The organism is Lacibacterium aquatile, from assembly GCF_042683105.1.
Taxonomy (GTDB): Bacteria; Pseudomonadota; Alphaproteobacteria; order Elsterales; family Elsteraceae; genus Lacibacterium; species Lacibacterium aquatile.
The window spans coordinates 63255-89915 of record NZ_JBHUIP010000014.1 but is presented as its reverse complement, the minus strand read 5'-3'; the positions used below and the strand labels follow the sequence as shown (position 1 = coordinate 89915).

Below are 26661 nucleotides of genomic sequence, written 5' to 3'. Positions count from 1 at the left end.
TATGCTTCCTCCATGATTTGTGAACAGATGATAACGCGCGATACGGTCATTTCCCGCAAGAGCGACATCCTGACGGCCGAGGTTGCTGGGGAAATCGTCTTGATGAGTGTTTCCCACTGGCGCTATTTCGGTCTCAACGCGATGGGGAGCGAGATATGGAAACGCCTTGAAAGCTCTCAGGCGGTATCGGAACTCTGCATAAGCCTCGCGATCGACTACGAGGGGGATGCACAAGAGATTGAGCGCGATGTCATTGATCTGCTCATTCAGCTCGATGACCGTAATCTGTTGGAGAAGGCAGCTTGACTCGCACGCGCCATCGCCTGCGGGTCATCGAAGCAGGTTATCTGCTGACCTTGTATCCTTTGGTTGTTCGCATTCTGCCGTTAAAATACCTACTGGCGTTAGCTGGCATTCAGGTTGTGTCTGGAATATCGGACCCTTCCCCAACCCAAGCAACTGACGGCATTGCCGTCGGCAAGGCTGTCGCGGCGGCTGCGAAGCGGCTACCTTGGCAACCGCTTTGCCTTCCCCAGGCGACCGCAGCAGGCCTGATGCTGAGGTTAAGGGGTCATCGTCCGTTGATGTGTTTCGGCGTAAGACGGACGGAAGAAGGCCTATCGGCTCATGCCTGGTTGATCCTTAATGGACCACTGGGTGGTATGGTTTGCGGCGGTGATACAATCGAATCCTTTACCCCTTTCCGCGCCCTTCCGGAAGTTCAACCGAAGTGACACCCAGACTGGAGCTATGCGGCTGGCAGATAGAAAGCTCCCTGCCCCTTCCCGAACTTTTCCTTGCCAAAGGGCCACTGCGGCCAAAGCCGGATTTTGTCATCTGTCTCGGCGGAATTCCGTCAACCCTGCCCGACCTCATCTACAAGGGCACCCTGCTACAGCTCAGTCGCGACGGTAGTTGCCGCCTCACGATACCTGACGTCGCGACCTACATGATCGACGCTCAAGGCTCTCAGATCACGATTGCCTCGGACCTGCCCCCTGAGTCTCCTGCCATCCGGGCCTTTCTGTTCGGCACGATCTTCGCTCTATTGTGTCAGCGCCGTCAGGTCGTGCCACTGCACGCCGCCTGCATCCGATTTCCACGGCCGGACGGCGATGTCGCCATAGCAATCACAGCACGCTCGGGAACCGGGAAATCCACCCTTGCCTCGGCCTTTGCAAAACGCGGGTTTCAACTACTGGCCGATGATCTTACAGCCCTGTCGCATTCGTCCGACGGCGTCTGGGCATTGCCTACTGTCCCCCGGTTGAAGCTGTGGCGCGACACAATGGACGCTTTCAAATTCCCGCCCGACTCCTTCGAGCGGGTTAGGATTGAAATGCAGAAGTATTTGGTCCCTCTCACAGAGAGCTTCGCGCGCAGTCCATGCCGCCTTACCGCTGTCTACCACTACTCGAGGGTGGAAGACGAGCGCCACGCAATCCTCCAACCTGTGAAGGGCCTGGAAGCGATCGCCAACTTCTCCCAGTCGCTTTATCAGAACGCAATTCTAGCCCGCGCCACACAAAACCCATCGGGCTATCTTGGCCAAGTAACTCGCATGGCGGGCGCCATACCATCCCATTGGAAATTAACTCACGCCAGCGGCCTCGAACGGCTCGATAAGCTCATCGATCGCATTGCCCATCAGCAAGAAAAGATCGAAGCGTGAGCGGTTTCTTTTGGCTAGCTTCTTATCCCAAATCCGGGAATACGTGGCTGAGACTCGCGCTCCTTTGCCTGAAGCAAGGCAAGCCGATGGATTTCGCCAGCAGGCCAAGTTTCGCCCCTATCGCAGCAAATCGGCATGCTTTTGATGTTTCGCTGGGTGTAGCCTCATCCGACCTGACCCCTGCTGAAATAGCTATTCTGCGTCCGCGCAGTTATGAAGAGCAGGCGCGGGACACTCGGGAGCCGCTATTCTGCAAGGTTCACGACGCTTGGCAGATCACGCCGGCTGGCGAGCCGCTTTTCCCTCCCGCGGTGACGCTCGGCAGCCTTCATATCGTGCGAGACCCCCGGGATGTAGCGATTTCCTGGGCACATCACGCCGGCATCACGGTCGATGCGGCCATCACCCATCTGAGCAATCCGCAAGCCAGCCTCGCCCAGCAATCCAACAAGCTCGCGGATCAGTTGCCGCAGCATCTCGGCAGTTGGTCGGAACATGTGGCCAGTTGGCTTGACGCCCCCGGCATCCAACCCAGCCTGCTGGTGCGATACGAGGACATGCATACCGATGCGCCGTCAGAGCTGCGTCGAGTTGTGGATTATATCGGCTGGTCAGCGCCCCCTACCGCCATCACCGAGGCACTAGCGGCCACGCGGTTCGACAGGCTGCGCGCAGCCGAGGACGATAAAGGCTTTCTCGAGCGACCAAAAACAGCCGAGCGATTCTTCAGACAAGGTCGTGCTGGAGGATGGAGGAGTGTTCTGACCTCCGAACAGGCGATGCTGATCGAGGAGAACCACGGCCCGATGATGCGACGGCTGGGTTATCTCTAGTTAGCTATTCCCACCTTCGATCCATCGCAGAAACTGGCCAAAATGTAGGCCGCGATGCAAGATGGCCATATATTCCGGCCCTGCCGCCGCGTGATCGGCAGGCCATCGATCCAGCAACTCTTTAAGCCGCGGGACATCTAGCAGACGGTTGGCAACTGCAGATCTCTCGAGCGCCTCCACCCCTTCGACTATGGCCGCCCGTTGCAATGACATACGGTGGAAATAATCTCCGCCCTGCAAGCCCCTTAGCCGATTGTTCACGACCTCGGGCGGCAAACGGTCTGCCAGAATACGCCGGGCCAGGGAGCGAGTGACACCACGTTGCAGATACTGTGTGTCCGGCACGGCAAAACAGAACTCCAGCAGACGCCTGTCCAGCGTCGGATCCCGAGTTTCCAGGCCGTGAAGTGCCCGCCCCAGGCCCACCACTTCAAAAGCCGCCTGCTGCATCGGAAAAAACCGGCGCCGAATATCCGCCGAAGACGTCGGTGGACGCCAGAAGCGCCTAGCCTCCTCCTCAAGCCCCAGGCGACGCGCGAAATCGGGCTGCACTGCTGAAAAACGCAGCCAATGATTGGGGGTTTCCCGCCCCCGAAGCCGATCTAACCGTCCGCGAAGTCCTGGCGGCATCATCGGCGACAGCACGCTGCGCCAGAACTGCCGTGCAGAAGAAAGACCGCTTGACCTGGACAAGGCCCGCACCTCACGTCCGACATACGCCCATTCCCCATTGCGAAACGAAGCGGGCAATCCCTCGAGTCCAGACCATGAAAGCGTAATGTTACCACCTCCACCGGAGAGCAGAACATTGGCCCCGAGACTGCGCGCATGATCCCGCGCGGGGCCAAGCCAAGCGAGGTTCATCACATTGCGCCAGGGGATACCAGTCAATAGGAACAGGTCGTTCCAACGCTCGTCCCAGCGATGCAAACCGCTTCCTGATACAAATGCTGGTGCAAGCCCCGGATGTTGCCTTGCAATCGCCTCGACCAACGGCGTTTCGTCAGCGTATTTCCCAGTCAGATCTGCTGTTGGCACGGAATGGACGGCTGTCACGGTATCGAGGCGTCCCGTCGGCAGCGACTTGAGTGCGGTGACCGCAACGCCCGAGGAGTCAAGCCCACCGGTTATTGCCGATACAGGAGTGCCCTCGATACGTAGGCAAGCCCTGACCGCACGATCCAGAAGCTCCCGACCTCTCTCGACATAATCCTCATCTCGTCTGAAACTCAGACGCTGCTCGTAATCGGGGCTCCAATAGCAGCGCACCTCGATCTGGCCACCAGATGTCTTGGCCTGATGCCCCGCAGGCAGCGACCGTATAGAGGCATAGTAGCTGCTACCAACTTCACCAGGGAGATCGAGGAGAAGACGCGCGAAGCGATTTTCGTCCACGGCCCTGGGCACCTGCGGAAGGGCCAGCAGAGCCCGGGGTGTTGTTGCAAAGGCAATGAAATCATGCCCCTGATGGTAATAAAGAGGCCGCTGACCGATCCCGTCGCGCGCCAGCAGCAGGCACCTCTCCCGATCATCCCATAGGGCAAGGGCGAAATCCCCCAACAGGCGGGATGGCGCTTTTTCACCCCACCGCTCCAGCGCCGCCATTACAAAGGCGCTGTCGGGCCACCCCTGGGCTTCGAGCGGTAACGACAACCCTTCGGCGAGTTCATCCCGGTTGATGAGGTAGCCATCGAACAGCAGCACGAAGGGAGAGTCGTTTCCCTGTCTCGGTTGCCGGTCACCTATATCCTGCGGCGCGGTTATGCGCTGCCGGTGAGTCAGGACAATGCCATCGCCGGACCAGGACTTCGCCGCCCCTATTCCAGGGGCATCGAGAGCTTGAGAAAAAGCGGAGGATATCGTGCGGTCAGAATAACGGCCTATAGCCTCGCCAAAGGCCAACCAACCAGCAAAACCACTCATTCCAAATATTTCATCTGAAGAAAAATCAGGAAATGCTGGTCACACTAGGGGTGCCGTCGTTACCGCCAAGAGCATAGCAACAGGCGGTCACTTCATCGATAGAGATTTCGGTCAAGGCAGGCTTCTGCCAAGCAGGCCGTGAAGTCTCGATCTTTTCCGTCACAACGGCTTCGGACTTTTCATTCATTACAACTGACCCGCTTCACCAACGTCTAAAATTCCCCGATAGCTTAACAAAACAGGTTCGTTGGATCAATCCTGGGATAAGGCCGCACCGGAGTTCGGATCGTAGGCAACCGTCGCAGGATAGAGGCGACGGCCATCGGTAAAATCGCGATAGGTGTCGTCACCGACCTGATAGGCAACCTGGATCCATCGCATGAATACCGCCTGATGCGGCTTAGGGGTTATGGAAGCTGCGTTGAGTGGACGCAGCCGCGACAGAAGGAAGGCCTCAACGGGCTCCAGCTTCTGATCGAAAGAGAAGCGATCCGAAGGTCCACAATGGACCTCATATTCCGTGCAACCGCGTTTGATTGCCACCGGGACATCTGGGCCTAGTTTTGGCGTCCGATCGACGGCGTCGCGAACAACCTTATAGACTGACCGCGCCTCTTCCAGGCCGTTCAGATAAAAGAGAGCGGAATAGACGCCTGAGTGATATTGCGCGCCCAACCCTGTGCCCGCCTTCGACGCATGCGGCACGGACTCAAGGATCGGCAAAGTCGCAGACAGCTCCCGAAGAGTGCGGGGCTTGATCTGCACCTTGTAACAGGTCCGGCATCCGAGCGGGACGGCGCCGTGACCATAGGCATGACGAAAGAGAAAACCGATCAACTTGCCGCAAGGAAAAGGAGGTGGCCGCCCACCAAACCGCCAATTTACGGTAGCGAAGGGGTTAACCAGAACCTCCCAAGTGCCATCTTCATGAAGAGCGACATCTCCATGAGCCAGCGCCTTACTCAGATTTTCACCGATGGTTGCCGACCTCACCCGATAGGACATCGCGGCTTCCATCGACCGAATATTTTCTTCCGTAGCCATCCTGCCAGCCTAACATATCCCGCAACCAACACGACAGCCGCTATGAAATCGGAAAAATCTTATAGCATTGGGGAAATGGATCACCATTCAAAACTCCAGCACCATCAAAAATTAAAAGCAATTATTTTAACAAACACCCACTCACCAGGTTCCGGCATCAGTAAATAACACTTAAAATCAACTCACGAACCGCCGACTTATTCAGCATAATATATCTAAATATTTGAATGCGACTGCCGGACGCATCCGGATTTAACGGGACTGACGGATCAAGCACCCAAAGGCCATGCGCGATAAATCCGGCCATTCATATCGCACACGCTCCGTCCAATCCCCAGACCAAGGAAGGAAAAGCCAAGCCCTTGCGGCAAAGATCGCAAACGCGTAGCGCCCGATGCGGCGCTTATGCCAAGACAGGTATTAACAACGTCATTCATCCGCATGTTGATATCGGCGTCATTATTGACGTAGCGGGTCTGGACCGGAGCGAAAGCCCCCCCTTTGCCGCCACAAATATCGAGCAGTTCAGAAAAAATAGGGCACAAGCCTAAGAGATTATTTTCTGGCGCTTCCCCGGAGGTCCGGGCTGGGCCTAGCCCAGAAATGGCGAAGGCCAGGAACCCGTTGAGGTTCCTGGCCTTCATAATGGTGGGCGCGACAGGGATTGAACCTGTGACCCCTACGATGTCAACGTAGTGCTCTCCCGCTGAGCTACGCGCCCATTATCCGCTGTCCAGAGCCTGTCGGCCACCGTCGGCGTGGGCGGGGTTATAAACGAACCAAGAATGGATGCAAGGGAAAAAAACACGCGGGCCTCATCACCCTTCCTGTCAGGCGACACGTGACAGGGCGCGCGTCATCGCCTAACTCTTTCTTTCATGAACGGCGATGAATTTCCCAATAAGGGGACGGCGCCCGCGGCATCGAGCGGCACCGCCCTGTCCATCGAACGGCCAGACGTCCAAACTGTGCCGCTGGTCTTCTCGTCCCCCCATTCCGGCCGCGCCTATCCGCGCGATTTCGTCGCGAACTCGCCCCTGGGCGCCCTGGCTCTACGCCGGTCGGAGGATGCGTTCCTGGAAGGGATCTATCAGGACGCCCCCCGCCATGGCGCACCCCTGCTGCACGCCCTGTTCCCCCGCGCCTATATCGACCCCAATCGCGAGCCGTGGGAACTGGACCCCACCATGTTCCGCGACCCTCTGCCCGCCTTCGTGAATGCCCGCAGCCCCCGGGTGGCCGCAGGCTTCGGCACAATCGCGCGGATCGTCTCCAATGGGGCCGAGATTTATCGGGCGCCCCTGCCCTTTGCCGAGGCCGAGGCGCGGGTGCATGGGTGCTACCGCCCCTATCATGATGCGCTTGAGGGCCTGCTCAGCGAGACACAGAAGGCCTTTGGCCTCGCCCTGCTGATCGATTGCCATTCGATGCCCTCCATCGGCGGGCCGACTGAAAAGGACGCTGGTCGCCGCCGGGTCGATTTCATCCTCGGCGATTGCTTCGGCACGAGTTGCGCATCAGGCGTCGGCGCAGGTGTCGCCGAGTGGCTACGCGGCGCCGGATATAGCGTGCTGTTCAACGAGCCTTACGCAGGCGGCTTCATCACCCGGCACTACGGACGACCCGTCGACAGGCGCCACGCGCTGCAGATCGAAGTCAATCGCAGCCTGTATATGAACGAGCAGACCGTCGAGCCGAATGAAGGCTTCGGGCGCCTGCGTCAGGATATGGACCGGATGATGGGGTTCCTGGCCGCCGAGGCGGTCAATCTGATGCGCCCCTGAGATGCAGCCCAGAAAGCCAAAAAGAAAAGGGCCGCAGAAGCGGCCCGAGTTCAGGGAGGAAACGCTCAAGAGCGTATGCGTGATGAGGATCGCTCATGACGCACTGCAAAATTAATCTCGCAGTCGCACAATGTCAATCCCTCTTTCCGCAGTTTATAACCGAGACAGGATGTCGCACCGCACATCACGAAGCGACTAAAATGCAAGAAATTGCCCCTTTCGACAGGAGGCGCCTATAGTGTGCACCTACAAAGGGGAGCGGTGCGGTGGAGTATCTTCACACAGCGGTAGTGCCAGTATGGATCGCGTTTCCGGCAGGGTTGATCCTGGTGGCCTTGACCGCTATCGCGCTGACACGCTGGCGGCAGATTAGCGCCCGCTATACCGAAGAACGCGCCCGCCATCAGGCTTTCATCGCCACCGCCTCTGACTGGCTATGGGAAACCGATGCTCAGCACCGGTTCGTCTGGTTCTCCGAAAATGCCCCAACCCGCTTCGTCACCCGTCTGCCAGTGTCGAAGAAGCGGACCGAACTTGCCGTCGGAACGCTGGAAACCGACCAATGGCAGCAGCATCTGGCTGATCTGCAGGCCCATCGCCCGTTCCAGGACTTCATCTATCAGGCCCGGGGCAGCGAAGATGAGATCATGGCGGTGCGGGTCAGCGGCGTACCCGTCTTTGACCGGCTGGGACGTTTCACCGGCTATCGCGGGACCGCCTGCAACCTGACTACCGCTTGGCGTTCCGGGCAAGGCATGTCCGGGCGCGACGAGATGCTGCGTCAGGCCCTGGAGCATATCCACACTCCCATCATGGTGCTGGATCCCTCGCTGAATATTCTGGTCTGGAACGAACAGATGGAGCGGCTGTTCGATCTGCCGCCCGGCCTGGTCGAAGTGGGCCGCCCGATCCGCGATATCGTCATGTTCCAGGCTCGGCGCGGCGATCTGGAGGGCGATGCGTCGGAAGAGAATGTCGACCGCATCCTGCGCACCATGCCGCCGCTCGGGCCAGAAGTGGTCATTGCACCGCGTCCCTGGGGTAAAGTGATCGAGGTGCATCGCCGTCAGGTACCGGACCTGGGCTATGTCCTTTCCTATGTCGACATCACCGAGCGGCTGAAAAACGAGACGCGCCTGCGCGACGCCATGCAGGAAGCCCATGCCGCCAACCGCGCGAAATCGACGTTCCTCGCCAATATGAGCCATGAGCTGCGCACACCGTTGAATGCCATCATCGGCTTTGCCGAGATCATGGAGGGCCAGCTGTTCGGCCCCCTGGGCGGCGAGCGTTATGTCGAGTATGTCCGCGACATCAAGGATAGCGGCAGCCATCTGCTGGACGTGATCAATGACATTCTGGACCTGTCCAAGATTGAAGCAGGCCGCATCGAACTGGTCGAGGAAGAGGTTACTGTCGAGCGGATCTTGGCCGCCGCCGAGCGGCTGGTGCGGGACCGCGCAGCGCGGAGCGGCCTCAACTTCGTACGCAGTTGCCCGCCGACCATGCCGCGCATCTATGCCGACACCCGCTTCCTGCGGCAGATGCTGCTGAACCTCCTGTCCAATGCCATCAAGTTCACTGGCGAGGGTGGAACTATCACCCTGGCCGCCGATCAGCGTCCCAGCGGCGAGATCACCCTGATCGTCTCCGACACGGGCATCGGCATGGACCCTGAAGACCTGCCGATCGCACTGGCGCCGTTCGGCCAGCTCGACAACGCCTATTCCCGGAAGTTCGAAGGGACGGGCCTGGGCCTGCCCCTGGTCAAATCCATGGCCGAGATGCATGGCGGCCGTCTGGAGATAGAAACGGCTCCAGGCCAAGGCACACGCGCTGATATCATCATTCCCGTGGAGCGGGTACGGGCGAACAGCGAACCGGGCCTTTAATCCATGCCATCAGATCTCCACGTGCGCCTTGCCGTACCTTCTGACGCTCCGGCCCTGACGCGGTTGATCAATCCGATCATCAAGGCCGGCGGAACAACCGCCATCGAAGAAATCCTCTCCGACGCCGATCTGTCGGACTATTTCATCGCTGGTAGCGAGGTTCTCTTCTGCCATCTCGTCGAAGCGGAGGGTGAGGTCGTCGGATTTCAGGCCCTGTGCCGTGACAGCGACCTGCCTGCGACGTGGGGAGATATCGCGACCTTCGCCCGCCTCGAGCACAAGATCCCGGGTGTCGGCACCGCGCTTTTCAGCCGTACAATCCAGGCAGCCCGCGACCAGAGGCTGACAGCGCTGAACGCCCAGATCCGCGCGGACAATGTGCCGGGCCTCGCCTATTATACGAAGATGGGGTTCGTGACCTATCGGACCCTGGAAGCCGTTCCGTTACGCGATGGTCGCCCGGTCGACCGGATCCTGAAGCGGTACGACCTGACATAGGACACGCGATGCCCGACGCTTCGGTCTTTCTGACGTTTCTCGTGGCCCTGGCGTTGCTGGAGATCACGCCGGGACCCGATATGATGCTTATCATCGCCCGGGGCGTCGGCCAGGGTCGGAAGGTCGCTCTTCTCACGATGGTTGGCATGATTTTCGTGGCTGGAGCGATCCAGGTGCTGCTGCTGGTGCTTGGGTTGGCCTCGCTCGTCGCCGCCTACCCTGCCGCCCTGACTATCCTCCAGTGGCTGGGAGCGGCCTATCTCCTGTATCTGGGCGGGAAGATGGTCTGGGGCAGCTTCAAGCAGCAATCCACCAGCATCGCCAAGGCTCAGCCCATTTCAAGCTGGAAAGCGGTCCGGGAGGGTACGATCAACAGCCTGACCAATCCGAAGTCGCTGCTGTTCATGTTCACCTTCCTGCCGCTCTTCGTCGATCCGGCTGCGGGGCCGGTGTGGTTGCAGTTGCTGGTGCTGGGATCGATCCAGAAGCTGGTTGGCGTCTTCTCCCTTGGCGGTGTCGCGGTCGCGTCGGGCTCTGTGGGCCATCTGCTCCACCGCTGGCCGAAGCTGCTGGCGTGGCAGGAACGCTTTACCGGAGCCGTGCTGATCGCCTTAGGGATCAGGCTCCTGCTGTCCGGAAATATCTCTCCGGCACCCAGCCGATAGCTCCCCTGTATGTATTACCGGGGTCAGCGTTTCTGTAGGGCGCACCCTCCGGCCTCAAAGGCAGCAGCTGCCTGGATTTGCCCCTCCTCCGCCTCGGCATACCCGGTATCACAGCTGTGACACTTGACGAGATTCTCATTCAAGACCAGTTGACAAGGCACTGCTTCGTAAGCAATTCTCCGATTGCAGGTTCGTTCTTTGTTCCAGTTTCAGCAGGAGGGCTTTTCCATGGAATCCCAATTCGACCGGGACCGTCTGGTAAAGCTGCTGGCACGTCTGGACAGTGACAGCGACGCCGAAGTTCTGGCTGCCGCCAAACTGGCCGTCCGCCATCTGCGTGAGAACGAGATCGGCTGGGACGAAGCTGTTTCGACCCATGCCCGGGGTGGCTTGAAGTCCTGGTTCGATGGCTGGGCTGGCTTTATCGCCGAAACCCGCCGCCGGATTTCAGCCGAACGTGCCGCCGAACAATGGCAGAGCATTGCCCGCCGCTTCGAAGAGGAATTGGCCGCTCAGAAGGCGCAGCCGGTTCAGGCGACCGCCACCGCAAAGGCTACGACCCGCAAGGCCGCCGCAAATGACGCAGCCGCCCCCTCGGTCGAGCGGACCGGCAACGAGCTGATCGACCGACTTCTGGCCTCGCCTCGTCTCGACGCCATCTCCCGCGCCCGCGTCGAAGCCATCGCCAGCTGGTTCCGCCGCACCCATGAGCTGACGGGCGCCGAGATCGCCGATCTGGAGCAGTTTTCCCGCTCGGTTGCGGCGTAGAGCTTCTTTTCCAAAGTGAACTCAATGATTTCGTCATCCCGGGACTTGATCCCGGGATCTCGTCCGAGCGTGTTTCCGCACCATTTCAGGAAGAATTGGCTAAGTTCCCGGAGGAGATCCCGGTGTCGAGCACCGGGATGACGGCAAAAACAGAAAAGCCTACAGCAGATCCCGCAGCATCGCGATCAGCGGTTTGTCGGCCGCTGGCATCGGATATTTCGCCATCTCCTGCGGCGTTGCCCAGGCCAGCACCTGACCTTCAACCGGCTTGGGATGGCCTTCCCACACCCGGCAGACATAGAGCGGCATCAGCAGGTGAAAATCCGCGTAGGTGTGCGAGGCGAAGGTGAAGGGCGCAAGGCAGGAAGCGGAAACATCGATATCCAACTCCTCCTTCAACTCGCGGATCAGGGCAGCTTCCGGCGTCTCACCAGGGTTGAGCTTGCCGCCTGGAAACTCCCATAGCCCCGCCATGGCTTTACCCGGTGGACGCTGAGCCAGCAGCACGCGACCGTCCTCGTCGACCAAAGCGACCGCCACCACGGTCAGGCTGCGGGTAATCGTCTCTGCCGCCTGGAAATCCGCCCGCCCGACCCGGCGTGCCACCGCCGCCCAGTCGCTGTCCGGACGATGCAGATCGAGGCCATCGCTGGGCTTCAGCCCCAGCTTTTCCATCACTCGGATAGAGGAGGCATTTTCCGGCCGCGCCCAGGCACCGACGGCATCGAGCCCTAGATCGCCAAAGGCATAGCGCAGGGCCAGACGCGTCGCTTCAGTCGCAAAGCCCCGGCCCCAATAGTCGCGGCCGATCCAATAGCCGACCGTCGCCACGGTCTTGCGGAGCGGGTTCAGCGTCAGGGCGATGGCGCCGACGATTTCGTCACTGGCGAGATCGGAGACCGCCCAAGTGATTTCCTCGCCCCGTTCTGTCGCGGCCGAGGAATAGGCAAACCATTCATCGGCATTATTGCGATTGTACGGATGCGGAATCGCGACCGTCATGGCCGAGATATGGGCATCATTCGCAAGCCGGGCGACCCGATCGAGGTCGCCCACGGCCAGAGGACGGATCCGGACATTCGGTCCGGCGAGCGTCGGGACGGTCAGCGCAGGGCGCGCCATCGCCACCGGATCAACTACGGTAGCTGCCATTGATGTCGATATAGCGGTGGGTGAGATCGCAGGTCCAGACGGTCGCCTTGCCACCACCGATACCGAGATCGACGGCGATGCGAACGTCGCGGGTCTTGAAATGAGCGACGACCGGGGTTTCGTCGTAGCCTTCGAGGCGCTGACCATTGATCGCGACCTGATGCCCGCCGAACCAGATCGACAGCTTGTCGCGGTCGGCCTTTTCGCCGGACTTACCGACGGCCATCACGACGCGACCCCAATTGGCGTCCTCGCCCGCAACTGCCGTCTTCACCAGCGGCGAATTGGCGATGGCGAGGCCAACCTTGCGGGCGGCCTTGGCAGAAGCCGCACCACGCACCTCGATGGTGATCAGCTTCTCGGCGCCTTCACCATCCTTGGTCACATCAAGGGCGAGGTCGGTCAGGACCTTTAGAATCGCCTTCTTCAGGCTGCGCGCACGCGGATCGGACGCGCTGGTGATCGGCGCATGGCCGGCAGCGCCAGTCGCGCAGAGGGTCACCGTGTCGGAGGTCGAGGTATCGCCATCGACCGTGACGCAATTGAAAGACTTATCGACCGCCGGGGTCAGCATCGCCTGCAGTGCCTCGGGCGAAACCGCAGCGTCGGTGAAAAGGAAAGCCAGCATGGTCGCCATGTCCGGGGCAATCATGCCCGAACCCTTGGCGATACCATTGACGGTCACCTTGACCCCATCGACCGTCGCGGTCGCGGTGGAGCCTTTGGGATAGGTGTCGGTCGTCATGATCGCCTTGGCGGCTTCGAACCAGGCATCTTCGGCCAGCTTCTGCCGGATCGCGGGCAGACCGTCCGTGATCTTATTGTCAGGCAGCGGTTCGCCGATGACACCGGTGGAGGCCACGAAGACTTCCGTCGGCTTGCAGCCCAGCAGCTTGGCAGCGGCTTCCACCGTGCGCTTGACCGAAGCCTCACCGACCGATCCGGTGAAGGCATTGGCATTGCCGGAATTGACGATGATGGCGCGGGCCGAACCACCCTTCTGGGCCTCTCGGCACCAGTCAACCGGCGCCGACCGGGTCAGCGAGCGGGTATAGCACCCCGCAACGCTGGTCCCGGCGGCCAGTTCGGCCAGCATCACATCGGTTCGCCCCTGGTATCGGACCCCAACCGCCCCGGTCGCCAGGCGAACGCCTTTGATCGGGGGAAGGGTCGGGAAAGTCGCGGGAGCCAGCGGCGAAACCGGGTGAGCCATCGTGTCGGTCCTTGGAAGAGAGCGTGTCAGATCTGGGAGATTACGGCTTCGGCGCGCCGAGCGGCTTGCCGTCGATGTCGAAAGTTTCGACCTTCACGCCCTTGCGCAGATCGCTGACGACCTCGCCGATCTTCTCCTGGGTCATGTCGGCGGTCAATTCGCCTTTCACTTCCTCAAGGCTGGGCGGATTGGCCATGCGGCGCTGTTCCAGCTTGATCACATGGAAGCCGAACTGGGTCTTGACCGGCTCCTGGGTGAACTCGCCCTGCTTCAGCAGGAAAGCGGCATCGGCAAATTCCGGCACCATCATATCCTTCGTGAAGAAGCCGAGATCGCCGCCGTCGTTGGCTGAGCCGTCCGAGGAATTGGCCTTGGCGAGAACGGCGAAATCCTCGCCCTTCTTCAGCTTCTCGATCAGTTCCTTGGCCTTCTTGTCATCGGCAACCAGGATGTGGCGGGCGCGCACTTCTTCCTGGGGCGGGTTCGACTTCAGGAATTCCTGATAGCGCTCGTTGAGAGCCTTGTCGTCGATCTTGGCCCGGACCGAACGGTCCAGGAAGACTTCCTGCAGGACACGATCTTCGAAGTCGGCCACGCGGCGCTTCACGTCCGCATCCTGCTGCAGATTGGTCTTGCGGGCTTCCTTGGCGATCAGCTTGCTGTCGATCATGCGCTCGATCAGAACCGGATAGACTTGGCCCATGGGCATCTGCTGAACCTGCGGCGGCAGGCTTTCCAGCGTCTTCACGATATCGGAGCGGCGGATCTCGATCGTGTCGACCTTCGCGACGACGGGATCATCCTTGGGCGCGGGGCCCTTCAAGACGTCGCCAATGGTCTGAGCGTTGGCGGAACCTGCGGCCAGCATGGCCACGAGGGAGACAGCGACGACGAAACGGGACATAGAAAATGTTCCTTCAAGAGAGGCGAGCGCGTGACGCACTTCGCGCTGCATAGTGCATACTGGCGCAAGTCACACAAGTCTTCACGGCATAAGGATGGCAAGTCGCACGTGAGGCGGCTAGGGTTGAACAATCATGGGCGCCAGCAAAACACCCCGAAACGAGGATTTTCCCGTCGCGAGCCTGTTCCTGGCACCGCACGTGCGCCAGGACGTCTCCGATTTTTATAAGATCGCGCGCGCAGGCGACGACGTTGCCGATGCCAGCGATCTGTCGGCGGACGAGAAGATCCGCCAGCTCGACGATCTGCGCGCCGGCTTCCGTGCCGTTCCCGGCGGTATCGGGCCGCTGTCCGATCTCTGGGCCGGGTTCGAGCGCGATGCCCAAGGCTGGACACCGCCCGACATGGCAGCGCTTGTCGATCAATGCCGCCTGACCGCAGCCCCCGTCGCCCGCTACCTGCTGGATCGCCACGGGGAGCGCAGCTTTGCCTATCCGGCAGGCGAGGCACTGGCAATTGCCCTGCAGCTTCTCAATCATATCTCCGACCGCAGCGCGGACGAAGCTGCCGGACGGCGCCGACTGCCCGCCCGCATCTCCTCTGCCGAGGTGCTAGGTGAAGCTCTGATATGGCTGGAGCAGGCCCGCCCCCTGCCACGCCTGCTGCTGACCTCGCGCCTGCGGCGGCAAGCCGCCATGACCTGGACCGTGGCGCGGATCCATGCCGCCCGGCTTGCCGCGGGCCGCAAGCGCCCTGGGCTCGGCGCTTGGCTGTCCGGGCTCTGGGCCGGATTGCGACCGCTGGAGCGCATGCCTCTGCCCCGCTCCTCCTTCGCCCTCGCCATCGCCAGCCTGAAAGGCGAGCAGCGGCGCGGTTTACAGGCCCTCTATGGCTATTGCCGCGCCCTGGACGATCTCGCCGACGGCGAGGCGAGCGGCGATCTCATGCCCACCGTCCGTGCGCTCACGGCTCTGGAGTTCGGCGTCTGGCAGGAACCGCTGTCCGCCGACCTCGCCTGGGCGTCGGCGCGCTTCAACCTGTCGATGGCCGACCTGCGCGCCGTGCTCGACGGGGTGGCCATGGATGAGGGCGCACCGATCCAGGCCCCGGACGAGGCGACGTTCGCGCTCTATTGCGACCGGGTCGCGGGCGCCGTTGGGCGGTTGACTCTAGCGATCCTTGGCACGCCCCATCCGCGTCTCGCCAGCACCCTGGGCCGGGCGCTGCAACGGGTGAATATCCTGCGCGATCTGGCAGAGGATGCCGACCGCGACCGGCTTTATCTGCCCGACAGCCTGCTGGCCCGTCACGATATCCCGCCCATCCCGGCCGAAGCCCTGGCCCACCCGGCCATGGCGGCAGCCGCGCAGGAGTTTGCCGATGAGGCCGAGCAGGAGATGATCCTGGCCGATGCCTGGATCGCCGCCCTGCCCGATCCCACCGCCCGTCGTCCCTTGCGCCTCATGCTGGCGGCCTATCGGCTGCTGCTGCCCGAGATTATGGCGCAACTGCCGACCCCTGGCGTCAAACTGCGCCGCCGGGACAAGCTCAAGCTGCTAATGCTCGCCCATACGCCATGACTGTCCATATCGTGGGGGCTGGGATCGCCGGTCTTTCGGCAGCCCTGGCGCTGTCCGAACGCGGTATCCCTATTCTTTTACACGAAGCAACTCCCCAGGCGGGCGGGCGCTGCCGAAGCTGGCAGGATCCGACGCTCGGCATTCTCGACAACGGGACTCATCTGGTCCTGTCGGGCAATGCTGCCGTCACCCGCTATCTGGAACGGGCAGGCAGCACGGCTGAGATGCCCGCAGAAACACCGGTCTTCCCTTTTGCCGATGTTCGTAGTGGCAAGCGCTGGTCCGTAGATCTGCGCCGCCCCTGGCAACTCGGCCTTGGTGCGCTGGGAATGCTCAAGCCCTTCCTGACCGGTGCCGATACCAGCGTTTCAGAATGCCTGGGGCACAACCGCCTCTGGGAAACGCTCTGGCGTCCCCTATCTGTCGCAGCCCTGAATACCGAGCCGGAAGCCGCCCGCGCGCGCAGCCTCGCTGCCATCTTGCGCGCCAGCCTGCTTAAAGGCCCCGGAGCCTGCGCACCCCGCCTTGCCCGCACCAGCCTTGCCGCCGCTTTCGTCGATCCCGCCTTGAACAGACTACCTCCGGTCCGCCATCGCCATCGATTGACCGCCCTGGAGATACAGGATGACCAACTCACCGGACTGCGGTTTGCCGACGGCGAGTTTATCGAGACCCGAAATGCAATCCTGGCACTACCCGCCTGGGAGGTCTCCCGCCTGCTGCCGGATCTGATGGTCCCTGACGATCACCGGGCGATCATCAATCTTCATGTACACTGCAAGACCGCAGGGCCGCGCCTGCTGGGGCTGATCGGCGGGACAGGTGAGTGGCTGAGCTGGCGGGACGGCGTCGCCTCCATCACGGTCAGCGCCGCCGACCGCCTGCTCGACCAGGATGCAGAAACCTTGGCCCGATCGCTCTGGCAGGAAGTCGCGGGCGTCTTGGGAGCCACGCCGGAACTGCCTCCCGGCTGGCAGATGATCCGGGAAAAACGCGCAACCTTCGCCGCGACATCCGCCCAGGAAAAACTCCGCCCATCTACAACGTCGGGGCCAAGAGGTCTGACACTGGCCGGAGACTGGACTGCAACCGGTTTGCCCGCCACCCTGGAAGGTGCATGCCGGTCCGGGGAAGCTGCGGCTCGACAATTTTTCCGTAATTAGCTCTTGCCTCATCGAGGGTATGCCCCCATTCATATTGCGTCGCAATAATGGCGGTTACAGCGCCCAACGAACGACAAACAAAGATATATGCGGGCGGGAAACACCGTCCGTCAGACTCTCCGAAGGAGCGGGACTATGGGCGCTGGCGCCAAACTTGTTGGGGGAGCGATGGTTGTCGCCATCGTCGCCGGGGCGGGCTATGTGACCCGCGACCGCTGGCTGCCGCTGGTCGGCGTCAAACCCGTTGCCCCCCAGCAGGCAGCGGCACCTGCCGCCCCCAAAGGCCCGCAGATGGGCATTCCCGTGCGCGCCGAGAAGGTGACGCTGCTGGACTTCGTCCCCGTCATTCCCGCGACCGGCAGCCTGCGCGCCAATGAAAGCGTGACTATCGCCCCGGAAATCAGCGGGCGACTGTCGGAGTTCCGCGCCAAGGAAGGTCAGCCGATCAAGAAGGGCGACGTCATCGCCCTACTGGACACCACCGTGCTTGAGGCCGAACTGGCCCAGGCCCGCGCCGGTCTTGCGCTCGCCCGTGCCAACGCCTCCCGCGCCAACGAACTTGCTGCCCGCAATTTTGGCACGCAGCGGTCGCGTGACGAAGCACTGGCCGAACTGCGCACCACCGAAGCCGCCATCGCAACAGCCGAGGCGCGCCTGCAGCGCTCCAAGCTGGTGGCACCCTTCGATGGGGTTCTGGGGCTGCGCAATATCTCCTCGGGCGATTTCGTCAATGCCGGTTCCGCACTGATCACGCTGGAGCAGGTCGATCCGCTGAAGATGGACTTCCGGGTTCCTGAAACCCAGCTGTCGCGCATCGCAGTCGGCCAGACGGTCGACGTCGAAGTTGATGCGCTGCCGGGCCGCAAGTTCACAGGCACCGTCTATGCCATCGATGCCTCGGTCGAACCCGGCGGGCGCTCGCTTCTGGTCCGTGCGACCTTGCCGAACCCCGAACGCACGCTGAAGCCGGGGCTTTTTGCCCGCATCCAGATCAATCTGGCCGTCCGCAAAGACACGATCATGATCCCCGAGGAAGCGGTCGTCCCGAGCCCGCAGGGCGCCATCGTCATGAGCGTCGTCGACGGTAAAGCCCAGATCGTACCGGTGAAGCTGGGCGACCGGCGCAATTCCCAGGTGGAAGTGATCAAGCCGACCCCGCTGACGGCCGATAGCGTGATCATCACGCAAGGCCAGACCAAGGTCTTCATGACCGGCGGCAATGGCGCGCCCGTGACCGTCCTGCCCCCGCCCGGAACCGCGCCGCCTGGCGCCGCCCCGGCGGCAGCTCCCAAGAAAGAGGGAGCTCCGTCGTGAGCATCACCGAGCTTTGCATCCGCCGTCCGGTCTTCGCGACCGTCCTGAACATTCTCGTGGTGCTGCTCGGTGCGGTTTCCTATCAAAATCTGTCGCTGCGTGAATATCCGAACATCGACACCCCGACGGTAACGGTCGAGACGGCTTATCGTGGTGCCTCGGCCGAAATCATCGAAAGCCAGGTCACCAAGCCGCTGGAGGAAAATCTCTCCGGCGTTGAAGGTATCGACTATATGAAGTCGATCAGCCGGGCCGAACGCAGCCAGATCACCCTGACATTTCGCCTGACCCGTTCGGCCGATGACGCCGCCTCGGACGTGCGCGACCGTGTGGGCCGTTCGCGCGGCCAGATGCCGGACGAGATCGACGAGCCGATCATCCAGAAGGTCGAGGCTGACGCCCAGCCGATCATCTATCTCGCCTTCTCCTCCGACCGCCATTCGGTCATGGAGGTCAGCGATTTCGCCTCGCGCCTCGTCAAGGATCGCCTGCAGGTGCTGCCCGGCGTCGCCCAGGTTCAGGTCTTCGGCGAGCGGCGCTATTCGATGCGCGTCTGGGTCGACGCAGCCAAACTGTCCGGCTACGGCCTGACCGTCCAGGATGTCGAAACATCCTTGCGCAAGCAGAACGTCGAAATCCCGGCAGGCCGTATCGAAAGCCGCGCACGTGAATTCACTGTTGTCTCGGAAACCGATCTGCGGACGCCCGAGCAGTTCGCCAGCATCATCCTGAAGGATAGCGGCGGCTATCTGGTGCGCCTGGGGGATATTGCTCAGATCGCCATCGGCCCGCGCGACGAGCGTGTGGTAACCCGCTTCAACGGCAATACGGCGATCGCACTCGGCGTGATCAAGCAATCGACCGCCAATCCGCTGGAAGTCAGCCAGGCGGTCGAAGCGGCTTTCCCCGAGATCAAGGCGCAGGTGCCCGAGGGCATGAGTGTCACGATGGCTTACGACAGCTCGATCTTCATCGCGAAGTCCATCGATGCTGTCTATAGCACCATCGGCGAGGCGGTTGCCCTTGTGGTGCTGGTCATCCTGTTCTTCCTGCGCTCCTTCCGCGCCGCGCTGATCCCGCTGATCACCATTCCGGTGTCGCTGATCGGCGCCTTCGCGATCATGTCGGCGTTGGGCTTCACCATCAACACGCTGACCCTGCTCGCCCTGGTGCTGGCCATCGGCCTTGTGGTCGATGACGCCATCGTGATGCTGGAGAACATTTACCGCTATATCGAAGAGGGCATGAACCCGGTCACGGCGGCGATCAAAGGCTCGAAGGAAATCACCTTCGCCGTCATCGCCATGACTGTAACTCTGGCCGCCGTCTATGCCCCGATGGCTTTCAGCAGTGGTCTGACGGGTAAGCTTTTCACCGAGTTTGCCCTGACGCTGGCAGGCGCCGTCATCGTCTCCGGCTTCATCGCCCTGACGCTGACGCCGATGATGTGCTCGCGCCTGCTCAAGCATTCGGACAAGCACAACTTCGTCTATAATGGCATCGGCGCATTCCTTGATTATTTGGATCGCGCCTATCGCTGGGGCGTGACCTGGAGTGTCCGTGGGCGCTGGGTGTCGGTCGCGTTGGGTCTGTTCGTCGGCATGTGCACGTGGCTGATGTTCACGACCATCAAATCGGAACTTTCCCCGACAGAAGACCGCGGCTTCATCATCGGCTTCATGCTGGCCCCCGAAGGCTCGACCATCGGCTATACCGAGAGCAACGCCCGCGGCGTCGAAGGCATCCTGCGTAACGTGCCGGAGACCGATAAGGTCTTCATGGTCGCAGGCTTCCCGACCGTCTCGCAGTCTCTGATCTTCGCCTCGATGAAGGATTGGGAGCAGCGTGACCGCAAAGTGACGCAGATCGTGCCGCAGATCAGCCCGCAGATGTTCGGCGGCGTACCCGGCCTGCTGGCCTTCCCGATCCTGCCCCCCTCCCTGGGTCAGCAGGGTCTGAACCGCCCCATCGACGTGGTCATCATGACCTCGGGCGCCTATGAGACCCTGGCAGTGACTTCCCAGGCGGTCATCGGCAAGATGATGCAGAGCGGCATGTTCGCCAATCCGCGCTCCGATCTGGAACTGACCAAGCCCAAGCTGGCGGTGCAGGTGGATCGCGACAAAGCCGGTATCCTGGGCGTCGACATCGAGGCCATCGGCCGCACGCTTGAAACCATGCTGGGTGGCCGTCAGGTGACCCGCTTCAAGCGCGATGCCGAACAATATGACGTCATGGTCCAGGTGGCGCAGGACGCGCGCCGCAACCCGACCGACCTGACCCATATCTATGTGCGCGCCCGGTCCGGCGACATGGTTCCGCTCTCGAACCTCGTCAAAGTGACGGAAACCATCGCGCCCAAGGAACTCAACCACTTCAACAAGCTGCGCGCGGTGAACATCACAGCCGAACCGGCCCCCGGCTACACGCAAGGTCAGGCGCTCGACGCGATTTCGCGCATCATCCGCGAGGTTCAACCGGATGCGATCACCGACTTCGGCGGATCGAGCCGCGAATATGTCGCCAGCGCCAAAGCAGGCAACTTCGTTTTTGTGCTCGCCATCGCCTTCATTCTGCTGGTGCTGGCAGCGCAGTTCGAAAGCTTCATCGATCCGTTGGCGATTCTCCTGACGGTGCCGCTCGCGATGGCTGGCGCATTGGGTGCCCTGCTGATGACAGGAGGGACGATGAACGTCTATAGCCAGATCGGGCTTGTGACATTGGTCGGGCTCATTACCAAGCACGGCATCCTGATCGTGGAATTCACCAAACAGCTGCAAGAACGCGGCATGGCGCTGAAAGAAGCTGTGATCGAAAGCGCGGCCCTGCGCCTGCGCCCGATCCTGATGACCACGGGCGCCATGGTGCTGGGTGCGGTGCCGTTGGCTCTCGCGACCGGGGCCGGTGCCGAGAGCCGCCAGCAGATCGGTTGGGTGATCGTCGGCGGCATGTCGGTCGGTACGCTGTTGACGCTGTTCGTTCTGCCTGCCATCTACACACTGGTGGCCAAGGAACGTGGTGTTCATGCCAAGGCGCCGGAGGCCCCTCCGGTTCACGCCCCGGCAGAGTGACCAAACGGCCCCGCCTAAAAGACGGGGCCGTTTTCATAAGGACTGTAGCTTGTTCGATTATTTCCCGGCGCTTCGACCCATCCTGCATCGCCTCGATCCCGAAGAGGCCCACCTCTGGACCTTGCGAGCACTCGAGCTCGGTATCGTCCCGACCCAGCCCCTGATGCTGGATGCGGCGCTCCGCACCACGATCTTCGGCAAGAGCATCGATAATCCCATCGGCCTTGCTGCTGGTTTCGACAAGAATGCCCGTGTCTTCCACAAGATGTACCGCCAGGGTTTTGGCTTTACCGAAATCGGCGGCGTCACCCCCCGCCCCCAGGCCGGTAACCCGCGGCCGCGCCTGTTCCGTCTGGCCGAGGATGAAGCGGTCATCAACCGCATGGGCTTCAACAACGATGGGATGGAAGCCGTGCGTGGCCGTCTCGTCGCCCATCGTACCGCCGACATGCTGGTCGGTGTCAATCTGGCGGCCAATATCGACAGCGAGGATCCGGCAGACGATTTCGTGACGCTGGCCCGCCGTTTCTCGCCCCATGCCGATTTCCTGACCCTCGATATCTCCTGCCCGAATACGGCCAACGGCAAGATGTTCCTGTCGCCCGGCCCGCTGCAGGATCTGCTCGACCGCCTGAGCGCGATGTATGGCGATCTGTCGGCGCCCAAGCGCCCAGCGCTTGCCGCCAAGATCGCCCCGGACATTGAAGAAGAGGAACTGGACAAGATCCTGGAGGTTCTGACCGGTTTCGGCATCGATGCAATGATCCTGTCGAACACCACCATCGACCGCCCCGAAGACGTGCGGGGCGCGCAGAAGGACGAGCGCGGCGGCATGTCCGGTCGACCGCTCTTCAACCGCTCCACCGCCTTGCTATCGAAGGTCTACGCCAAGACGGGCGGCAAGCTACCGCTGGTCGGTGTCGGCGGGGTCTCCTCGGCAGCAGATGCCTATCTCAAGATCCGCGCGGGCGCTTCGGTCGTGCAACTTTACACTGCGCTTGTCTTCCAGGGTCCGGCTATGGTGACCCGGCTCAAGCTCGATCTCGCCGATATGCTGCGGCGGGATGGTTTTCAGAATGTCGCCGAAGCCATCGGCGCAGATCATCGGTAGGAAGTCCTATGTCTCTCGTCATCGACACCAACTTCTACGGCGGCGCCATCACGGTCATCGAGGCCAAGGACCCGCGTAATGTGACGCTGGCCCTGCGCCCCGACACCGCCGCCCCCGATATCGCCCAATGGTTCCACTTCCGGCTCTATTCGACCCCCGGCGTCGCACTGACCCTGAAGATCGTCAACGCAGGCAAGAGCGCCTATCCGGGTGGTTGGGAAGATTATCGCGCCTGCGTGTCGCCCGATGGCGGCATCACCTGGCAGCGGACCGAGACCAGCTATGACGGGTCGGTGATGACCATCTCCTACACCCCAGTTTCGGGCGTGACGGAGTTTGCCTATTTCGCCCCCTTCACCGGCGAGGATACTCAGCGGATGCTGGGCAAGGCGCTGCAGGACCCGCGCGCCAGCCTTGATGTGCTCGGCCACTCGATCCAGGGCCAGCCGATCCAGCGTCTGCTGGTGCGGGAAGGCAGCGCAAAGAAGACCCCGGTCTGGTTCACCGCGCGCCAGCATCCAGGCGAAAGCCAGGGTGGCTTCGTGCTGCAAGGCTTCCTGGGACGTCTGCTGAATGCCGCCGATCCCGTCTCGCGCGCCCTGCTGGGCGTGGCGGAGTTCCATGTGGTTGCCGACATCAATCCGGACGGCACCCGCGCAGGTAACCTGCGCACCAACGCCGTCGGCGCCAATCTCAACCGCGAATGGGAGGCCGCTACGCAGGAGCGCAGCCCGGAAGTTCTGTGCGTGCGGGAAGAGATGAAGCGTACCGGCGCTTCCGTCGTCATGGATCTTCATGGCGACGAAGCTCTGCCCTATGTCTTCATCGTCAATCCCGGCGATGTCCCCGGCATGACGAACGAGCAGCATGACCGCCGTCAGCGCTTCGACAAGGCGCTGCTCGGCCTCAACCGCGATTTCCAGACCGAATATAACTATCCGCCCTCGCGCCCGGATCATGCGGCGGTAAAGAAGCTCAGCCCCTGGGCGACGGTCAACCTCGGCGCCCTGGCCATGACGGTCGAAATGCCCTTCAAGGACAACGCCAACCTGCCCGACCCGACCGAAGGCTGGTCGCCGGACAAGTGCCGCCGTCTCGGCTACGACTTCGTCGCGGCCCTGGCCAGCGATCTGGTGAAGTAAAAAAGGGCGCCGAGAGGCGCCCTTTTCCATTCTTCGACGTTAAGGCTTGTAAGGCCCGACCTTGAACTCGACGGACCATGAGCACTCTTTACCCGCGTAATGAAATACTGTCCGGTCCGGGTTCCCTGCCCCGCCCACAACCGCATGATATCTTCCGGTTTTGTCTTGCGCCTCTAGTGAGGGTAAGGCCCGACCGATCAACGATCCGTCACGCAAGAAGAACGAGATCTCTCCATCAGAACAATCTTTCAGCGCGGGCATCTCGGCCGGGTCAATTTTCAAATACACACCCGGCCCGGTCCCCGGCGGACGATTGCTCCATTCCAGCGGCACCAACCATCCCGATGGCGTACGGAAAGGCGTCGGCTCATTCTGACAAGCCGTGAGAGAGAGGAAGCAGAAAAGGACCGTGCCTGACTTTATCAGCTTTGAGGTTGGCTTCAGGTTATACGCCATCGCCAGTTCCATCTTTTTCGCAGCTAGGCTCGCCATTCGCAGGAGCATCGCAGCGTCCAACCTCTCCAGGCCCGAGGTCCATGTTCGCACAAACGCCATTATTGCAGGCTTCAATGCTCCCCGGCCCGACTCCCTCGATACTATGACCTTGGCCTTTAGTACCACTCGTCTGCCCATCTTGAGCATTGCCATGAACATAGTTTCCGCCAGGTTGAAAATCCCCTGCCGCCATAAACTTCGCATTATTTTTCGCCACAACCGCCGCTTTGGCAGCGGCAGCAGCCTTCGCGGCGGCAGCTTTCGTAGCTGCTGCTTTTTTCTCTTTTTCGATAGCAGCGGCCTCTTGGGCGGCTTTGGAAATTATGACTGATAGAGCTGGTCCGAAGCTGATTGGCGAAGATTTATTCGCGGCTGAAGCGTTTTTTTCCTGAAGATTTTACCGTCTGTTCCTTACCAGCAGCGGCGGCTGCGATAGTAATATTTTTCACCAGCGTCTGCAGCATTTGAGCGGCAGAACCTGTAACGGGTTTTGTCATGTTTTGAGCCTCCTAGAAAGCCCCCCAAAACCAAAAATACTACCCAAATACCGCCAAATCAACTTTAAGGTGTTTTGATAGAATATAAATCAATCATGAGTATAATTTTTAGGGAGATATCAATCGGCCTCCCGGATCTGAAATCCGGTCTTGGACTGTTCGAACCCCGCGCCCTTGTAGAAATCGAGGGTCGCGGGGTTTTTTGATCCGGTCAGCAGCATGACCTTGTAGCAACCCGCCTCCCAGGCCTTTGCGATAGCAGCCTGCAGGATGGCGCGGCCATGTCCGTGCTTGCGATGAGCGGTCAAGGTCACAACATTCTCGATCAGCGCATAGGGCGCTCCGCCGCGCGTCAGATTGGGAATCACCACCAGCGTGCAGGTGGCAACGCCGCCGTCGGCCAGCAGGATGCCGCTTCCGGGATAGCGGAGAAGCTGACGCAGCCGCTCCCCAGCCTCAGTCAAGGACAGCGGCGCCTCTTCAGGATGCAGTTCGGCACAGAGAGCCAGCAGAGCAGGCAGATCCGCCTCGGTCGCGAAGCGGATCGCCATGGGCCTAGAGCCGCACGTACTGGAACTTGTTGTAGCGCTTTTCTAGCCGTTTGAAGACCATGCCGATGATCCAGACCAGCACCAGGTAGATGACGGCGACCAGATACAGCGGCGTGGTGTCATAGGTGCGGGTGTAGATGTTCTTCGCCGTCCCCATGAGGTCCAGCATCGTGATGGCGGAGGCCAACACGGTGGACTTCATCAGCAGGATCACTTCGTTCGACAGGGCAGGCAGCGAAAGCCGGATGGCGCGCGGGATCAGGATCCGCTTGTACATCACCATGGGCGACATACCACTGGCGACAGCGGCTTCGCGTTCCCCGTGGGGAACAGCTTTGATACCGCCCCGGATCAGTTCGGCCATATAGCCCGCCGTATTCAGGCTGAAAGCAAAGAGCGCGCAGAAATAGGCTTCCCGGAACAGCGTCCAGAGGAAGCTCTCCCGCATCCAGGTGAACTGCCCCAGCCCGTAGTAGATCAGGAAGATCTGCACGAACAGTGGCGAGCCCCGGAAAACCAGGGTGTAAATATAGGCCGGAACGGCGATCAGCGGATTCTTCGACAGCCGCGCAACCCCGATGGGAACTGCGAGCACAAAGCCGAAGATGGCGGCGATCACCACCAACTGGACGGTGAGCCACAGGCCTTTCAGAAGGTCCCAGCCGAAGGTCGCGATGATATTGACCATCTGCATTACGCCACCCGCACCCCGCGCTGCGCGCGTTTCTCAAGCAGATGACCGATGCCGGTCGAAACCACCGTCAGCCCGATATAAATGAGGCCCGCCAGCGAATAGAAGGTAAAGGGCTCGCGCGTGCCGCGCTGGGCGATCACCGATGCCCGCATCAGTTCCTCAAGCCCGATCAGCGAGACGAGCGAGCTATCCTTGATCAAGACGACCCAGAGGTTGGAGAGGCCAGGCAGCGCAAAGCGCCACATCTGGGGCAGATGGACACGGCGGAATACCTGAAGGCGCGTCATGCCAAAGGCGCGCGCCGCTTCAAGTTGCCCTGCGGGCACCGCCAGAAAGGCGCCCCGGAAGGTCTCCGATGCATAGGCGCCGAACACCAGCGCCAGCGCGATCGTACCGGCGCCATAGGGATTGAGATTGACCGAACCTCCCGTCAGCCAGGACAACAACTTCGGCAGGTCGTAATAGATAATGTAGATGATCACCAGTTCCGGCACACCGCGGAACACGTTCGTCACGCCATGGGTAACCGTCGGCACGAAGCGGCTTTTGGTGAGTTTACCGGCGGCACCGATCAGCCCAAAAACGATCCCGAGCGCCAGCGCCGACAGGCCGACACGCACGGTCATCCAGAGGCCGTCTAGCAGCAGCGGCGTATATTTCAGGATATTATCCATGGCACCGGGCAGGTAGGAACAT

Annotated in this window: 26 protein-coding genes, 1 tRNA gene and 1 pseudogene; 16 read left to right on the top strand and 12 right to left on the bottom strand. The window is 61.2% G+C overall.

Translation table 11 applies throughout. The annotated features are described in order from the left end of the window. Positions 1–12 precede the first annotated feature (12 nt). The 4 genes from ACFSM5_RS17515 to ACFSM5_RS17500 are packed head-to-tail and all read left to right on the top strand — an operon-like array spanning position 13 to position 2505. The gene (locus ACFSM5_RS17515) at positions 13–306 is read left to right on the top strand and encodes a PqqD family protein (RefSeq protein ID WP_379877823.1); all 294 of its coding nucleotides are present in this window, start codon (positions 13–15) and stop codon (positions 304–306) included. After that, complete coding sequence (locus ACFSM5_RS17510) at positions 303–734, top strand: lasso peptide biosynthesis B2 protein (RefSeq protein ID WP_379877822.1); 432 nt, start codon at positions 303–305, stop codon at positions 732–734. Before ACFSM5_RS17515 ends, ACFSM5_RS17510 begins: the two co-directional genes overlap by 4 nt. After that, complete coding sequence (locus ACFSM5_RS17505; RefSeq protein ID WP_379877820.1) at positions 731–1672, top strand: hypothetical protein; 942 nt, start codon at positions 731–733, stop codon at positions 1670–1672. Before ACFSM5_RS17510 ends, ACFSM5_RS17505 begins: the two co-directional genes overlap by 4 nt. After that, positions 1669–2505 (top strand): sulfotransferase domain-containing protein, encoded by an 837-nt coding sequence (locus ACFSM5_RS17500; protein WP_379877819.1) that lies wholly within the window; start codon positions 1669–1671, stop codon positions 2503–2505. The genes ACFSM5_RS17505 and ACFSM5_RS17500 overlap by 4 nt, the downstream gene beginning before the upstream one ends. On the opposite strand, the gene ACFSM5_RS17495 is transcribed toward ACFSM5_RS17500, so the two are convergent. From ACFSM5_RS17495 to ACFSM5_RS17480, 4 genes are all read right to left on the bottom strand, one after another. Beyond that, entirely contained in the window at positions 2506–4428 is a 1923-nt protein-coding gene (locus ACFSM5_RS17495; protein ID WP_379877817.1) for an asparagine synthase-related protein, read from the bottom strand. A 25-nt stretch (positions 4429–4453) separates the two neighbouring features. Next, positions 4454–4615 carry a hypothetical protein gene (locus ACFSM5_RS17490; protein WP_379877815.1) on the bottom strand — a complete coding sequence of 54 codons (162 nt, stop codon included), beginning with the start codon at positions 4613–4615 and terminating at the stop codon, positions 4454–4456. A 65-nt stretch (positions 4616–4680) separates the two neighbouring features. Beyond that, a complete protein-coding gene (locus ACFSM5_RS17485) occupies positions 4681–5472 on the bottom strand; it encodes a hypothetical protein (RefSeq protein ID WP_379877814.1) in 792 nt (263 codons plus the stop codon). Positions 5473–6118: 646 nt separating this feature from the next. Then, positions 6119–6193: transfer RNA gene (locus ACFSM5_RS17480), tRNA-Val, on the bottom strand. A gap of 157 nt (positions 6194–6350) precedes the next feature. Between ACFSM5_RS17480 and ACFSM5_RS17475 the strand changes: the two genes are divergently transcribed. From ACFSM5_RS17475 to ACFSM5_RS17455, 5 genes are all read left to right on the top strand, one after another. Next, positions 6351–7256, top strand: coding sequence for an N-formylglutamate amidohydrolase (locus ACFSM5_RS17475; protein WP_379877813.1), 906 nt, complete (start codon positions 6351–6353; stop codon positions 7254–7256). A gap of 266 nt (positions 7257–7522) precedes the next feature. Next, positions 7523–9148, top strand: a complete 1626-nt coding sequence (locus ACFSM5_RS17470; RefSeq protein WP_379877812.1) for a PAS domain-containing sensor histidine kinase — start codon at positions 7523–7525, stop codon at positions 9146–9148. A gap of 3 nt (positions 9149–9151) precedes the next feature. Further along, positions 9152–9646: a GNAT family N-acetyltransferase gene (locus ACFSM5_RS17465; protein ID WP_379877811.1), complete on the top strand. Its 495-nt coding sequence runs from the start codon at positions 9152–9154 to the stop codon at positions 9644–9646. 8 nt (positions 9647–9654) lie between these two features. Continuing rightward, positions 9655–10311 (top strand): LysE family translocator, encoded by a 657-nt coding sequence (locus tag ACFSM5_RS17460; protein WP_379877810.1) that lies wholly within the window; start codon positions 9655–9657, stop codon positions 10309–10311. A 228-nt stretch (positions 10312–10539) separates the two neighbouring features. Beyond that, positions 10540–11079: a hypothetical protein gene (locus tag ACFSM5_RS17455; RefSeq protein ID WP_379877809.1), complete on the top strand. Its 540-nt coding sequence runs from the start codon at positions 10540–10542 to the stop codon at positions 11077–11079. A gap of 159 nt (positions 11080–11238) precedes the next feature. Here ACFSM5_RS17455 and ACFSM5_RS22205 read toward each other — a convergent pair whose 3' ends face one another. From ACFSM5_RS22205 to ACFSM5_RS17440, 4 genes and pseudogenes are all read right to left on the bottom strand, one after another. Next, positions 11239–11754 carry a (deoxy)nucleoside triphosphate pyrophosphohydrolase gene (locus tag ACFSM5_RS22205; RefSeq protein WP_417498534.1) on the bottom strand — a complete coding sequence of 172 codons (516 nt, stop codon included), beginning with the start codon at positions 11752–11754 and terminating at the stop codon, positions 11239–11241. Next, a pseudogene (locus tag ACFSM5_RS22200) lies at positions 11746–12201 on the bottom strand (GNAT family N-acetyltransferase); the annotation flags it as partial. The pseudogene ACFSM5_RS22200 and the gene ACFSM5_RS22205, both read right to left, overlap by 9 nt. 10 nt (positions 12202–12211) lie before the next feature. Continuing rightward, positions 12212–13444 carry a bifunctional glutamate N-acetyltransferase/amino-acid acetyltransferase ArgJ gene (argJ, locus tag ACFSM5_RS17445; protein WP_379877806.1) on the bottom strand — a complete coding sequence of 411 codons (1233 nt, stop codon included), beginning with the start codon at positions 13442–13444 and terminating at the stop codon, positions 12212–12214. 40 nt (positions 13445–13484) lie between these two features. After that, on the bottom strand, positions 13485–14348 hold the full coding sequence (locus ACFSM5_RS17440) for a peptidylprolyl isomerase (protein WP_379877805.1): 864 nt from the start codon (positions 14346–14348) through the stop codon (positions 13485–13487). 133 nt (positions 14349–14481) lie between these two features. Between ACFSM5_RS17440 and ACFSM5_RS17435 the strand changes: the two genes are divergently transcribed. The 7 genes from ACFSM5_RS17435 to ACFSM5_RS17405 all read left to right on the top strand — a co-directional run bounded on the left by ACFSM5_RS17435 (position 14482) and on the right by ACFSM5_RS17405 (position 24554). Continuing rightward, positions 14482–15927, top strand: coding sequence for a squalene/phytoene synthase family protein (locus tag ACFSM5_RS17435; protein WP_379877804.1), 1446 nt, complete (start codon positions 14482–14484; stop codon positions 15925–15927). Continuing rightward, on the top strand, positions 15924–17090 hold the full coding sequence (gene hpnE / locus ACFSM5_RS17430) for a hydroxysqualene dehydroxylase HpnE (RefSeq protein ID WP_379877803.1): 1167 nt from the start codon (positions 15924–15926) through the stop codon (positions 17088–17090). The genes ACFSM5_RS17435 and hpnE overlap by 4 nt, the downstream gene beginning before the upstream one ends. A gap of 135 nt (positions 17091–17225) precedes the next feature. Beyond that, the gene (locus ACFSM5_RS17425) at positions 17226–18404 is read left to right on the top strand and encodes an efflux RND transporter periplasmic adaptor subunit (protein ID WP_379877801.1); all 1179 of its coding nucleotides are present in this window, start codon (positions 17226–17228) and stop codon (positions 18402–18404) included. Further along, entirely contained in the window at positions 18401–21475 is a 3075-nt protein-coding gene (locus ACFSM5_RS17420; RefSeq protein WP_379877800.1) for an efflux RND transporter permease subunit, read from the top strand. The genes ACFSM5_RS17425 and ACFSM5_RS17420 overlap by 4 nt, the downstream gene beginning before the upstream one ends. Positions 21476–21524: 49 nt before the next feature. Beyond that, positions 21525–22586, top strand: a complete 1062-nt coding sequence (locus ACFSM5_RS17415) for a quinone-dependent dihydroorotate dehydrogenase (RefSeq protein WP_379877799.1) — start codon at positions 21525–21527, stop codon at positions 22584–22586. Between the two features lie 8 nt (positions 22587–22594). Continuing rightward, positions 22595–23728 carry a M14 family metallopeptidase gene (locus ACFSM5_RS17410; protein WP_379877798.1) on the top strand — a complete coding sequence of 378 codons (1134 nt, stop codon included), beginning with the start codon at positions 22595–22597 and terminating at the stop codon, positions 23726–23728. A 409-nt stretch (positions 23729–24137) separates the two neighbouring features. Then, positions 24138–24554: a hypothetical protein gene (locus ACFSM5_RS17405; protein ID WP_379877797.1), complete on the top strand. Its 417-nt coding sequence runs from the start codon at positions 24138–24140 to the stop codon at positions 24552–24554. Between the two features lie 31 nt (positions 24555–24585). Here ACFSM5_RS17405 and ACFSM5_RS17400 read toward each other — a convergent pair whose 3' ends face one another. From ACFSM5_RS17400 to ACFSM5_RS17385, 4 genes are all read right to left on the bottom strand, one after another. Then, positions 24586–24720 carry a hypothetical protein gene (locus ACFSM5_RS17400; RefSeq protein ID WP_379877796.1) on the bottom strand — a complete coding sequence of 45 codons (135 nt, stop codon included), beginning with the start codon at positions 24718–24720 and terminating at the stop codon, positions 24586–24588. A 119-nt stretch (positions 24721–24839) separates the two neighbouring features. After that, the gene (locus tag ACFSM5_RS17395; protein ID WP_379877795.1) at positions 24840–25271 is read right to left on the bottom strand and encodes a GNAT family N-acetyltransferase; all 432 of its coding nucleotides are present in this window, start codon (positions 25269–25271) and stop codon (positions 24840–24842) included. A gap of 4 nt (positions 25272–25275) precedes the next feature. Further along, positions 25276–25965, bottom strand: a complete 690-nt coding sequence (locus ACFSM5_RS17390) for an ABC transporter permease (protein WP_379877794.1) — start codon at positions 25963–25965, stop codon at positions 25276–25278. Then, on the bottom strand, positions 25965–26639 hold the full coding sequence (locus ACFSM5_RS17385) for an ABC transporter permease (RefSeq protein WP_379877793.1): 675 nt from the start codon (positions 26637–26639) through the stop codon (positions 25965–25967). Before ACFSM5_RS17385 ends, ACFSM5_RS17390 begins: the two co-directional genes overlap by 1 nt. Positions 26640–26661 lie beyond the last annotated feature (22 nt).

What these genes read in the sequence shown, in the direction of transcription:
- ACFSM5_RS17385 (WP_379877793.1), bottom strand. Translation starts at nt 26,639, where the DNA reads ATGGATAATATCCTGAAATATACGCCGCTGCTGCTAGACGGCCTCTGG.
- ACFSM5_RS17390 (WP_379877794.1), bottom strand. Translation starts at nt 25,965, where the DNA reads ATGCAGATGGTCAATATCATCGCGACCTTCGGCTGGGACCTTCTGAAA.
- ACFSM5_RS17485 (WP_379877814.1), bottom strand. Translation starts at nt 5,472, where the DNA reads ATGGCTACGGAAGAAAATATTCGGTCGATGGAAGCCGCGATGTCCTAT.
- ACFSM5_RS17455 (WP_379877809.1), top strand. Translation starts at nt 10,540, where the DNA reads ATGGAATCCCAATTCGACCGGGACCGTCTGGTAAAGCTGCTGGCACGT.
- argJ (WP_379877806.1), bottom strand. Translation starts at nt 13,444, where the DNA reads ATGGCTCACCCGGTTTCGCCGCTGGCTCCCGCGACTTTCCCGACCCTT.
- ACFSM5_RS17425 (WP_379877801.1), top strand. Translation starts at nt 17,226, where the DNA reads ATGGGCGCTGGCGCCAAACTTGTTGGGGGAGCGATGGTTGTCGCCATC.
- ACFSM5_RS17410 (WP_379877798.1), top strand. Translation starts at nt 22,595, where the DNA reads ATGTCTCTCGTCATCGACACCAACTTCTACGGCGGCGCCATCACGGTC.
- ACFSM5_RS17495 (WP_379877817.1), bottom strand. Translation starts at nt 4,428, where the DNA reads ATGAGTGGTTTTGCTGGTTGGTTGGCCTTTGGCGAGGCTATAGGCCGT.
- ACFSM5_RS22205 (WP_417498534.1), bottom strand. Translation starts at nt 11,754, where the DNA reads ATGGAAAAGCTGGGGCTGAAGCCCAGCGATGGCCTCGATCTGCATCGT.
- hpnE (WP_379877803.1), top strand. Translation starts at nt 15,924, where the DNA reads ATGACTGTCCATATCGTGGGGGCTGGGATCGCCGGTCTTTCGGCAGCC.
- ACFSM5_RS17395 (WP_379877795.1), bottom strand. Translation starts at nt 25,271, where the DNA reads ATGGCGATCCGCTTCGCGACCGAGGCGGATCTGCCTGCTCTGCTGGCT.
- ACFSM5_RS17515 (WP_379877823.1), top strand. Translation starts at nt 13, where the DNA reads ATGATTTGTGAACAGATGATAACGCGCGATACGGTCATTTCCCGCAAG.
- ACFSM5_RS17400 (WP_379877796.1), bottom strand. Translation starts at nt 24,720, where the DNA reads ATGACAAAACCCGTTACAGGTTCTGCCGCTCAAATGCTGCAGACGCTG.
- ACFSM5_RS17435 (WP_379877804.1), top strand. Translation starts at nt 14,482, where the DNA reads ATGGGCGCCAGCAAAACACCCCGAAACGAGGATTTTCCCGTCGCGAGC.
- ACFSM5_RS17440 (WP_379877805.1), bottom strand. Translation starts at nt 14,348, where the DNA reads ATGTCCCGTTTCGTCGTCGCTGTCTCCCTCGTGGCCATGCTGGCCGCA.
- ACFSM5_RS17490 (WP_379877815.1), bottom strand. Translation starts at nt 4,615, where the DNA reads ATGAATGAAAAGTCCGAAGCCGTTGTGACGGAAAAGATCGAGACTTCA.
- ACFSM5_RS17465 (WP_379877811.1), top strand. Translation starts at nt 9,152, where the DNA reads ATGCCATCAGATCTCCACGTGCGCCTTGCCGTACCTTCTGACGCTCCG.
- ACFSM5_RS17475 (WP_379877813.1), top strand. Translation starts at nt 6,351, where the DNA reads ATGAACGGCGATGAATTTCCCAATAAGGGGACGGCGCCCGCGGCATCG.
- ACFSM5_RS17460 (WP_379877810.1), top strand. Translation starts at nt 9,655, where the DNA reads ATGCCCGACGCTTCGGTCTTTCTGACGTTTCTCGTGGCCCTGGCGTTG.